Here is an 11329-nt window from a genome sequence, read left to right as displayed (position 1 = left end):
AAATTATTTGCTCATTTATACCTTATGCAAAATTGAAAAATCAGGCCACTTATAAATATGATATTTGTCATGATTTATTTACTTTTACAAAATACAAATTTTTAGGTATGGGCAAGTGCGAACAGTGTATTATTAAGCAATTTAACTCCTTAAAAGCTCTAACAAAAGAAGAGCTTGTGCGTATTTCTGGCTGTAAAACGTCAATGAAAATTAAAAAAGGCGAGGTAATTTTTGAAGAGGGAGAAGTTCTTAATGGTGTGTATTGTGTAAAAGATGGTATTTGTAAGCTGTCAAAGTTAAGTGAAAACGGAAAAGATCAAATTGTAAAAATGGTCGTAAAAGGCCAGTTGTTAGGACAACGATCTTTAATCAGTGAAGAAAGTTCTAATTTACAAGCTACCGCTTTGAATGATATGGAGGTCTGTTTTATTCCGAAGAGCGAAATTTTTGCCGATTTACAAAAAAACCCCAAGTTTTCATTTAGCGTGCTGCAAGATATGGCTCATGATTTAAGAGATTCTGATGATATTATTGTAAATATGGCGCAGAAATCTGTAAGGCAAAGATTAGCAGAGACTCTAGCCTATATAAGTGATAGTTTTGGTACAAACCCTGATGGAACTTTAAGTGTGCTTTTATCACGTGAAGATTACGCCAATATTGTGGGTACGGCTACTGAGTCTGCCATTCGGGTACTTTCTCAATTTAAAAAGGAAGGCTTGATTAGTACGGTAGGTAAGTACATTAAAATTGAAGATTTAGCGGGTCTAAAACGGGTGGAATAATAATAAAAATATAAAACAAAAACGCTCTGAGTCTAGTTCAGAGCGTTTTTGTTTTTATTCGTTTAGTTTAAACGATTTTGTTGTCTTAAAAGGAGTTAGTTTTATTTGCTCCATTGTATTTTTGTATAATTTCCATTTGGTGTTGAAAAACATGTTGGTTTGGTTTAAAGCCTTTTCTAAGGCTTCTTGAGCTTGTTCAATGAGCATATTCTCAGTAGCTGTTATACCATTTGGTCTTGAACTAACATAGAGTTTTGCCAAATTAAGTCTGGTGCTTACATTTGGAATAGGGCTTCTTATAAGGCCTTGGCGTTTGTCTTCTTTGCCTAAATAGATATCAATTAAAGTATCTATTTCTTTAATGATTGTCTCAGATTCGGTAATATGTTTTTCATATTTGTTTTTATCAAAGGCTTTTAACTTAGATACGTACTGATTGGCAATAGATTTACTTTCAACTAATTGGTTTACAGCATTAGTACTAATTTGAATCATTTTTTCTATCCTTTTCCCTGTTTCATAGCTACTGTTTATGGCTGCTATAGTTTTATGTAATCTTGGGTCCGGTTTTACGGTCAGTGTTGTTTCTGATGTTTGATTACCAAATTGTATGTTAATCTTATACGTTCCTGGTTTAACTAAAATTCCTGAGGGGGCAGTAGCATCTTTTGTTTTGAGTGTTCTGGAAGGTGTGTCTGGACCTCTTTCTTTTAAATCCCAATGCCACCTTTGAAAGCCTGTTTTTTTAGGTGTCTTTTGTTTTAATGTTCTAATTAACCGATTGTCATCGTAAATGGTCATTGTTAATGAATCCCATTTAATTTCTGTTTTATTTTTAGTTTGATTTTCATCGGTTTTATTCGATTCGTTTTCGTCATCAGGGTTTTTTTTATCAATCTTAACATAATATGGAATAAGCGCTCCAGAATTACGGTTTTTTCCGTTGAAAATGGCATCGGCTCCAAAACGACTTCCTGTTGGCTGTTGGTAGGCGGATAGATAAGCCGTTGAAGGTTTAAAAACACTCAGCTTGCTATTTAATATATCTTTATTTTCAGCAACGGCTCGCAACGGGCGTATATTATCTAAAACATAAGCTGCCCTGCCAAAGGTTCCAATTACTAAATCGCTTTCACGAGGGTGAATAACTAAATCTTTTACCGAAACTGTAGGGAAGCCTTCGGTCCATTTGGTCCATGTTTTACCAGTGTCAATAGATACGTAAAGACCATCATCGGTACCTAAAAATAACAAATTGGGGTTTTCAATGTCTTCTGTAATGGATAAGGTATAGCTTATAACATCATGCTCATCAACAATACGTTCCCAGGTTTTGCCATAGTTTTTAGTTCTAAAAGCATAAGGTGTGTAATTGAATCTTCTGTAATCGTTAGCTATTAATAGGGCTTCACCTTTATTTTTATTAGACGCTTTAATTTGAGCAATCCAGCTGCCTTTAGGTAAGTTTTTAATATTGTTTGACACATCTACCCAGTTAGCCCCTCCATCTTTTGTAATGTGTACTTTTCCATCGTCAGTACCAACCCAAAGCAAGTCTTTTTCAATAGGAGACGGTTCTATAACCAGAATAGAGCAAAAGTTTTCTGCGCCTGTTGCATCAATGGTTATACCGCCGCTATTTGCTTGGTTTTGTTTTTCTGGATCGTTGGTGGTTAAATCATCAGATACGAGTGTCCAAGTTAACCCTTTATCTGTCGATTTGTGAACAAACTGACTTCCAAAATAAATGGTGTTACTATCAAACGGATCAATATTCATGGCCGCATTCCAATTAAAGCGTAAAAGTATATCAGGGTTTGGGTGTTTGGGTCTTACGTCAAAATTGTTACCTGTTTCAGAATCATAATAATAAACATGTCCTTGTTGACTCATAGACCAGCCAAAACGAGCATCTTTAGGGTCTGGAATCACATCAAAACCATCGCCAAAACCTATTTCTTGCCAATAGGCATTTCTAATACCTTGATGACGCCATGTGTAAGCAGGGCCTTTCCATGATCCGTTGTCTTGCATCCCACCATATACGTTATATGGAATTTCATTATCAACATTTATGTGGTAGAATTGTGCTACGGGTAGATTGCCAATAAAGCGCCACGATTTGCCTCCATCTTTAGTAATGTTCAAGCCGCCATCATTTCCGTCAATCATAAAATTACCGTTATTAGGGTGTATCCACCAGGCATGATGGTCAGGATGAACGCCTCGGGTTGTATTATAGGCAGGCATAAGTTGGGAGAAATTTTTACCGCCATCTTCACTTACATTGACATAAGTAAATATAGAATACACCCGATTTTCATTTTGAGGATCAACATAAATCTCTGAGTAGTAAAACGGACGATCACCTTTATCCTTTTTGTTATTAACCATGTGCCATGAATCACCTCCATCTACACTTTTGTAAAGTGCATTTTTTTTAGCTTCAACTAAGGCATACATAGTATTTGGTTTGTTTTTTGCCACGGCAATGCCAATTCTACCCAGCTCTCCTTCAGGAAAGCCTTCATCTTTAGTCATCTTTTTCCATGTTTCACCACCGTCATAGGTGATATGCAGCCCAGACCCTTTTCCACCAGAATGAAAAAACCAAGGTTCTCTTTTATGTTCCCATAAGGCAGCAATAAGTTTGTTAGGGTTGGAGGGGTCTATCACAAGATCGGCGGCACCTGTTTTGTTATTAGCAAAGAGTATTTTTTTCCATGACTTGCCACCATCAGTAGTTTTAAAAATTCCTCGTTCAGGGTGTTCTCCCCAAGGTGATCCAATAGCTGCTACATACACAGTGTTAGGGTGTTCTGGGTGTACAATAATACGATGAATATGCCTGGTTTTTTCTAAGCCCATCAAATGCCACGTTTTTCCGGCATCTAATGAACGGTATATACCATAGCCGCCATTTAAACTATTTCTGGGATTGCCTTCACCTGTGCCAACCCAAATAACACTAGGGTTTGATTGTTGAATGGCTACCGCTCCAATAGAGGCTGTGGCTTCTTTCTCAAAAAGAGGTGTCCAATTGATGCCACCAGAAGCCGATTTCCATAAACCACCAGAAGCTGTTCCTACATACATGATGTCAGGGTTGGAATGCACCACATCAATGGTGGTTACGCGGCCAGACATACCCCCAGGACCAATACTTCTGGGGGACATGTTTTTAAATAAATCCATTGAAATTTTTTGGGCAAAAGAAATTGAGGATACTGTAAAGAATATCAGAAAAAAAATAGACTTCATGGTTGGTTTTTTATCCTTCTAAAATAATGAAAACTTATTACCTTATTGTTTAAATTAATGTTAATGCAGCCATTTTTTCTTTTAAAATCTGTAATTTTATGGAGCTATGATAAACAAAAAGACTCTAAAAAAAGGTTTTGTGTTTACCACGTATGAAGCCTCTAATCGGTCGCCTTTCGATGCACTTTTTGATATATTTAAAGAGTTAATTACCCACACATCTGGTGATTTTGATGAAGCCATTGCTTGGTTACGGGAATTAGATAAAGAATATAACCTCGCAACGCCCGAATATTCTATTGATGATTTTATTGAAGACCTGAAAAAGAAAGGATATATACGTGAAGAAATAGATCCAGATGGAAATGGAGGTATATCTATTACCGCAAAAACAGAACGTGCTATCAGGCAGCAAGCGCTAGATCAGATTTTTGGAAAAATAAAACGTAGCGGACAGGGCAATCACAGAAGCAAAAGCACTGGTATTGGTGATGAGCATACGGGTGATTTTAGGGGCTATCAGTTTGGAGATGATTTAGACAAAGTTTCAATGACTGAAAGTTTAAAGAATGCCCAAATAAGTCATGGTATTGATGATTTTACACTATCAGCAAAGGATTTGGTCATAGAAGATACTGTGCACAAGTCACAAATGAGTACGGTGTTGATGATTGATATTAGCCACAGTATGATTCTATATGGAGAAGATAGGATAACACCTGCAAAAAAAGTTGCTATGGCATTGGCCGAGCTCATCACAACAAGATATCCTAAAGATACGCTTGATATAATCGTTTTTGGAAACGACGCTTGGCGAATTGATATTAAAGATTTACCTTATTTAAAAGTGGGGCCTTATCATACCAATACGGTGGCTGGATTACAATTAGCAATGGATTTACTCCGCCGAAAAAGAAATACCAACAAACAAATTTTTATGATTACAGATGGCAAACCAAGCTGTTTACGCTTATCAGATGGTCAGTATTATAAAAATAGTATGGGGTTAGATAGTCATATTGTCAATAAATGTTATGTCATGGCGCAACAGGCCAGACGCTTGCATATTCCTATTACAACCTTTATGATAGCTCAAGATAATTATTTGATGCAATTTGTAAGAGCATTTACCTATGCCAATCAAGGTAAAGCGTTTTATACAGGATTAAAAGGTTTGGGTGAAATGATTTTTGAAGATTACGAGACAAACAGAAAAAAAAGAATTAGAGGTTAATATGAACATAGAAAACATTAAAACGTTAGGTGCACTAAAAGCATCAGGATATAAGAGTAAATCTATAAAAGATGAATTACGAGAAAATCTGATTACTAAGATAAAAAATAACCAAACCACTTTTGAAGGGGTTCATGGTTATGAAAATACCGTAATTCCCGAATTGGAACGCGCCATTTTGTCGAGACACAATATGAATCTATTGGGGTTGCGGGGTCAAGCTAAAACACGTTTAGCACGATTAATGTTAAATCTGTTAGACGAGTATATTCCTTATGTAGCGGGTTCAGAAATCAATGATGATCCATTTCATCCTATTTCAAGATATGCTAAAGAATTAATAAAAGAAAAAGGAGATGAAACCCCCGTATTATGGTTGCATAGAAGTGAACGTTTTGCCGAAAAATTGGCCACACCCGATGTAACGGTGGCTGATATTATTGGCGATGTTGATCCTATAAAAGCAGCTAATTTGAAATTGAGTTATGCAGATGATCGTGTAATTCATTATGGGATGATTCCAAGGGCTAACCGATGTATATTTGTTATTAATGAATTACCCGATTTACAAGCGCGCATTCAAGTGGCATTGTTTAACATACTGCAAGAAGGCGATATTCAAATACGTGGGTTTAAATTAAGATTGCCATTAGATATTCAATTTGTGTTTACAGCAAATCCAGAAGACTATACCAACAGAGGGAGCATAGTTACTCCGTTAAAAGATAGAATCGGTTCTCAAATATTAACACATTATCCTAAGGATATAAAAACGGCTAGGGTTATTACAGAACAGGAGGCCAAAATAGTGGCTAGGCAAAATGCTAGTGTAATTGTACCCGATTTAGCACGAGATTTATTAGAACAAATTGTTTTTGAGGCTAGAGAGAGTGAATTTATAGACGCCAAAAGTGGTGTGAGTGCCAGATTGAGTATCACCGCTTTTGAAAACCTGTTAAGTACAGCAGAGCGGCGTTCTCTTATGAATAATGATGGGCAAACCATAGTACGCCTATCAGATTTTATTGGTATAATTCCATCAATAACCGGAAAAGTAGAATTGGTGTATGAAGGTGAACAAGAAGGTTCTATTTCTGTGGCTTATGGTTTGATTGGTGATGCCGTAAAAAGTTTGTTTGTAGCGTATTTTCCAAAAATTGAAAAACTAAAAAAGCAAACCGATGTAAGTCCTTATGATGATATTGTGTCTTGGTTTTTTAATCTTAAAGATGGTTTTGAACTTTTAGATGACCTTAGCGATGAGGGTTACAAAACATTACTGGGTTCCATTACACCTTTAAATGATTTGCTAGAAAAATATCAACCTAACCTTTCAAATCAAGACCGTTATTTTGTAAAAGAGTTTGTGCTGTGGGCGTTGGTTGAATTTAAGCAATTGTCTAAACAACGATTTACTGAAGGGGTGCAATTTAAAGACCCGTATGGCAGTTTTATAAGTGGAATTTAGGCGTTTTTTACATTCTCATATTCCTATTTTAAGGTGTTATATTTTTTAAATATGCATTTCTAGTATCATTTTTTGTAATTCTGCTAAAAGTAAAAAATGAGATTTGCTTAAAACTCTATTTTTCTTGTTTTTGGGGCTTTTTTGTGTATATTATATCAATAATTGTGATTTTTTGGTCTTTTTTGAATCAAAAATGATGAAAAATGAAAAAGAACGTTTTAAAATAATATGGAAGAAAACCCAACTAAAAAGCATGCAATAAAATTGTTATCTTTTGATATTGATAACACATTAATAAACTTTCATAACTACAATAGTAATTTTAGAAAAGTTTGGAAAATGTATAAACCGCAAAACGATGTACTTTTAACCTACAATACGGGGCGACTTATTGATGATGTCCTTAATCTTATTGAAACCAAAGTACTCCCCGAACCAGATTATATTATCTCGGGGGTAGGCACACATATCTATAATTTTAAAACAAAAAGTGTTGTTAAAGAGTTTAATGATGTTTTAGATGACGGTTGGAATTTGGCAGCGGTTGAAGATATTATAAGTAAAATCAATCATCCTATTAGTGAACAGCCTACAAAGTTTCAACACTCTTACAAGCGAAGCTATTTTTTTTATGATGCTACTCCCAATCTAATAGAAAGTGTAGAAAATGATTTTTCCAAAGCCAATATGGATGTAAATATTGTGTATTCAGGCGATAAGTTTTTAGATGTTTTGCCCAAATGGGCGAATAAAGGCAATGCACTACAATGGTTGATTAAGCAACTGCAAATACATTCAAATGAAGTGATTGTGGCTGGAGACAGCGGGAATGATTCTGCCATGTTTGATCTCAAAGATGTAAAAGGCATTGTAGTGTCCAATGCCCATGAAGAATTATACCAATATACTAAGCACAGACAAGTTTATCATTCTGAAAAAGAAATGGGAGATGGTATTATTGAAGGTTTGGTTTATTATAATGTTTTGCCCGAAAAAGCTAGCGTTTACACAGCGGTTGATCATGCTGATGATTTTTATATACAGCAAGAGTTAAGTCATATAGCCACAGAAGATGAAGATGAAAAGATAGCTCTTATCAAAGAGGGGTATACAAAAGCTGTTGAGGCTTTAAAGAAGAATATTACGCCACTTGGGTTTTCAGCCTGTTCTATAAAAGATAATGTAGCCAAGGGAACTGATGAAAACTATTATAGCGTTTGGGCACGTGATGGTGCTATTACGGTTATAGGGTCGCTACCACTGGTTCATGATAAGGAGATACATGATTGCCAGAGAAAAACACTAGTTACTTTACTTGATCATATTTCAAGAAACGGACAAATACCTTCAAATGTTAGAATTAAAGATAATATACCAGATTATTCTGGTGTTGGAGGTATCTGTTCTATAGATAGTGGTATTTGGGTAGTTATTGCCTTTTATGAATACGTTAATGTAACCAAGGATTTTGAATTTTTAAGAAAGTATATTGATGACATTAAGGAAACCATGCGTTGGCTTGGTGCTCATGATAGTAATAATGATGCTTTATTAGAAATACCTGAAGCAGGAGATTGGACAGATTTGTTCGGAAGAAGTTATAATATTCTTTATGACGAAATCTTATGGTACAGAGCCAACGTGTGTTTTGGGCGTATGCTAGAAATGCTTGGCATTTATGAACAAGCAGGAGAATATATCAGATGGTCTCAAGTTATTAAAAAAGAAATTTTACAGAATTTTTGGCCTTCCACCCAGCAAAAATTATTTCAATCGGTGTCCTTTGCCGAAAAGCAATTTACACTAGGCGATACCTCTTACCTTATAGCACAAACTACACCCTTTGATTTCAGTTGGCGCTGTGATACGCTAGGAAATATTTTAGCGTTTTTACACGGCACAGTTGACGCCGAAAAAGCACATCAAACCTTCCATTTTATGTTGGGTGTTGGTGTTAATGATCCGTATCCTGTGGCTAATGTATATCCTGTGGTTTCGCCGGGCGACCCAGATTGGAGACCCTATTATACAGTAAATCTCTTAAACCTTCCAAATCATTATCATAATGGCGGTATTTGGCCATTTGTTGGTGGTTTTTGGGTGAAGTTTGTCAATAAACTAGGGTTTAAAGAAATGGCAATTTCAGAGCTTCACAAACTAGCATTGATAAATAAAGAAGGTATAACAGATGAATGGGAGTTTACTGAATGGGCACATGGAACCACAGGAAAGCCTATGGGCAAAGCCTATCAAGCATGGTCCGCAGCGCAATATATTTCTGCATGTCATGATTTAAAAATTATTAAAAAATAACCTAAAATAAATATTATGAAGTCGATATTAATGATCTCGCTACACGGATATGTTGCTGCAAACCCAGAACTTGGAAAGCCCGACACTGGCGGCCAGGTGGTTTATGTTTTAGAATTAGCTGAGCGCTTTAGTCGATTAGGCAAAAGAGTTGATTTAGTGACACGTCAATTTGAAGACCAACCTGAATATGACCATGTTCATGAGAATTATAATGTTTGGCGTATTCCCTTTGGGGGCAAAAAGTTCATCAGAAAGGAGGATATGCATGATCATTTAAAAAAGTTTGTCACCAATTGTTTGGCGGCTATCAAGAATGAAAATAAAAAGTATGATGTGGTTTATTCTCATTATTGGGATGCTGGATGGGCTGGACAAAAAATAGCCGAAGAACTTGGTATTTCACATGTACATACCCCACATTCAGTAGGGTGGTGGAAACAACATACCATGGGAAGCGATATGGATGAAAAGGAAATGGAGAAAACCTATCGTTTTAAGGAACGCATTAGAAAAGAGTATTTTGTCTATCAAATGTGTAATCATATTATAGCGACCACCATTCCGCAGGTAGATTTACTGACAAAACAATATGATGTGTTACCAAAAAATTGCACCATGATTCCGCCAGGTATTGATGAAAACAGGTTTTATCCGGTGCCTTCAAAAGAAAATGATAAAATTAGAACCAAGTACGACATCCATCCAACTGATATTTTAACCTTAGGAAGAATGGCGCATAATAAGGGATACGATTTATTAATACAGGCCTTGCCTACGGTTTTTGAACTTTGTCCCGAGGCACGATTAGTGGCGGCTATAGGTAGTGATCATTCAGACCAAGATGATGCGGGTGTAAAAACGCTTAAAAAGTTAGCAACCGAGTTAGGGGTGATGGAAAAGATTAAATGGAAAAGTTATATTGCCGATGAAGATTTAGCCAATGTGTACCGATCGGCAAACATCTTTGCAATGCCGTCACGCTATGAGCCTTTTGGTATGGTTGCTATTGAAGCTATGGCCTGCGGTACACCAAGCGTTATTACGGTGCATGGAGGCTTGTATGATTTGATAGATTTTGGAAATCAGGCCTTGTTTGCCGATCCCCACAGACCGCTAGAATTTGGGACTATGATGGCTATGCCGCTATTATATCCTAAAATGCGTAATGAGTTATCTGTTGAAGGTGCGCGTTTTGCTAGACGAAATTTTGGGTGGACGGGCATAGCTAAACGTATAATAGAAGTGTTTAAAAGTTCAATTAATCAACGAACAATGGAATCTAATTTGTTTTATTAAGACATCCGAATATAATATTGTAACTACTGAAACTTTCCTTATGAGTCATATTGTTTGCTTTGGAGAAATATTGTGGGATATTTTTCCTGAGAATAAGAAAATAGGAGGGGCACCACTTAATGTGGCGCTGCGTTTGGCAGCCTTTGGCCATGACGTGACTATGATTAGTGCGGTTGGGAAAGATGCTCTAGGTGACAAATTAATTGCTTATGTAAAAGAGCATCATGTAAACGTTCGTTGTATTCAAAAGTTTGATGCCCATGCAACAGGATCGGTTCTAGTAAGTTTAAATGATAAAGGTTCGGCAACTTATACTATAGAATACCCAAGAGCTTGGGATAAAATTGAAACAACCGCACAAGGAGAAAAAGTAGTTAAGGCAGCCGATGCTTTTGTTTTTGGAAGTTTAGTAGCTAGAGATGCAGTGTCCAAAGCTACCCTGAAAAATTATTTGAATCTGGCGTCATATAAGATATTCGACCTGAATTTAAGACCTCCATTTTACTCAAAAAAATTACTGATTGAATTAATGTTAGCCTCTGATTTTATAAAATTTAATGATGATGAACTTTATGAAGTTAGTGCGTATTTGAATTCACCATTTAGAGGCCTAGAACAGAATTTAAAATTTATTGCCAATAAAACTAATACGCCAAGTATATGTGTTACTAAAGGTGCCTTTGGTGCGGTTTTATGGCACCAAGAGCGCCTATTTTATAATAGTGGTTACAAAATTGAAGTGGTTGATACCGTTGGAGCAGGAGATGCTTTTCTAGGAACTTTAATAAGTTATTTATTAAACAATGAGCCTCCTCAAAAAGCTATTGATTATGGCTGTGCGGTAGGTGCTATGGTAGCACAAAGCAAGGGCGCAAATCCTAGCATATCATTATTAGATATTGAACGGTTTATGGGGTAGACTAGTAGCTACAAACACGTCTTTTAAAGCACTGTCCTGTAATACGATTTGTT

General features: G+C 36.2%; 7 protein-coding genes. 6 read left to right on the top strand and 1 reads right to left on the bottom strand.

All coding sequences use genetic code 11. From position 1 onward, the window contains the following. Nucleotides 1-107 precede the first annotated feature (107 nt). Nucleotides 108-785 (top strand): Crp/Fnr family transcriptional regulator, encoded by a 678-nt coding sequence (locus tag KFZ70_RS17180; RefSeq protein ID WP_139697965.1) that lies wholly within the window; start codon nucleotides 108-110, stop codon nucleotides 783-785. A 54-nt stretch (nucleotides 786-839) separates the two neighbouring features. On the opposite strand, the gene KFZ70_RS17175 is transcribed toward KFZ70_RS17180, so the two are convergent. After that, nucleotides 840-4046 (bottom strand): VPS10 domain-containing protein, encoded by a 3207-nt coding sequence (locus KFZ70_RS17175; RefSeq protein ID WP_139697847.1) that lies wholly within the window; start codon nucleotides 4044-4046, stop codon nucleotides 840-842. A 106-nt stretch (nucleotides 4047-4152) separates the two neighbouring features. Here KFZ70_RS17175 and KFZ70_RS17170 point away from each other — a divergent pair, with 106 nt between their 5' ends. The 5 genes from KFZ70_RS17170 to KFZ70_RS17150 all read left to right on the top strand — a co-directional run bounded on the left by KFZ70_RS17170 (nucleotide 4153) and on the right by KFZ70_RS17150 (nucleotide 11276). Further along, a complete protein-coding gene (locus tag KFZ70_RS17170) occupies nucleotides 4153-5280 on the top strand; it encodes a VWA domain-containing protein (RefSeq protein ID WP_139697845.1) in 1128 nt (375 codons plus the stop codon). A 1-nt stretch (nucleotide 5281) separates the two neighbouring features. Further along, nucleotides 5282-6748 carry a sigma 54-interacting transcriptional regulator gene (locus tag KFZ70_RS17165; RefSeq protein WP_139697843.1) on the top strand — a complete coding sequence of 489 codons (1467 nt, stop codon included), beginning with the start codon at nucleotides 5282-5284 and terminating at the stop codon, nucleotides 6746-6748. Between the two features lie 228 nt (nucleotides 6749-6976). Then, nucleotides 6977-9061, top strand: a complete 2085-nt coding sequence (locus KFZ70_RS17160; RefSeq protein WP_139697841.1) for an HAD-IIB family hydrolase — start codon at nucleotides 6977-6979, stop codon at nucleotides 9059-9061. Nucleotides 9062-9076: 15 nt separating this feature from the next. Continuing rightward, entirely contained in the window at nucleotides 9077-10357 is a 1281-nt protein-coding gene (locus tag KFZ70_RS17155) for a glycosyltransferase (protein WP_139697839.1), read from the top strand. A 40-nt stretch (nucleotides 10358-10397) separates the two neighbouring features. Next, nucleotides 10398-11276 (top strand): carbohydrate kinase, encoded by an 879-nt coding sequence (locus KFZ70_RS17150; protein ID WP_139697837.1) that lies wholly within the window; start codon nucleotides 10398-10400, stop codon nucleotides 11274-11276. Nucleotides 11277-11329 lie beyond the last annotated feature (53 nt).

It is taken from the genome of Allotamlana fucoidanivorans, assembly GCF_045788535.1.
GTDB classification, from domain to species: Bacteria; Bacteroidota; Bacteroidia; order Flavobacteriales; family Flavobacteriaceae; genus Allotamlana; species Allotamlana fucoidanivorans.
The sequence above is the reverse complement of the archived record's forward strand: the minus strand, read 5'-3'. Positions and strand labels throughout refer to the sequence as shown.

Excerpts from the sequence above, each read along its gene's own strand:
- KFZ70_RS17180 (WP_139697965.1), top strand. The coding sequence starts at position 108 with ATGGGCAAGTGCGAACAGTGTATTATTAAGCAATTTAACTCCTTAAAA.
- KFZ70_RS17175 (WP_139697847.1), bottom strand. The coding sequence starts at position 4,046 with ATGAAGTCTATTTTTTTTCTGATATTCTTTACAGTATCCTCAATTTCT.
- KFZ70_RS17170 (WP_139697845.1), top strand. The coding sequence starts at position 4,153 with ATGATAAACAAAAAGACTCTAAAAAAAGGTTTTGTGTTTACCACGTAT.
- KFZ70_RS17165 (WP_139697843.1), top strand. The coding sequence starts at position 5,282 with ATGAACATAGAAAACATTAAAACGTTAGGTGCACTAAAAGCATCAGGA.
- KFZ70_RS17160 (WP_139697841.1), top strand. The coding sequence starts at position 6,977 with ATGGAAGAAAACCCAACTAAAAAGCATGCAATAAAATTGTTATCTTTT.
- KFZ70_RS17155 (WP_139697839.1), top strand. The coding sequence starts at position 9,077 with ATGAAGTCGATATTAATGATCTCGCTACACGGATATGTTGCTGCAAAC.
- KFZ70_RS17150 (WP_139697837.1), top strand. The coding sequence starts at position 10,398 with ATGAGTCATATTGTTTGCTTTGGAGAAATATTGTGGGATATTTTTCCT.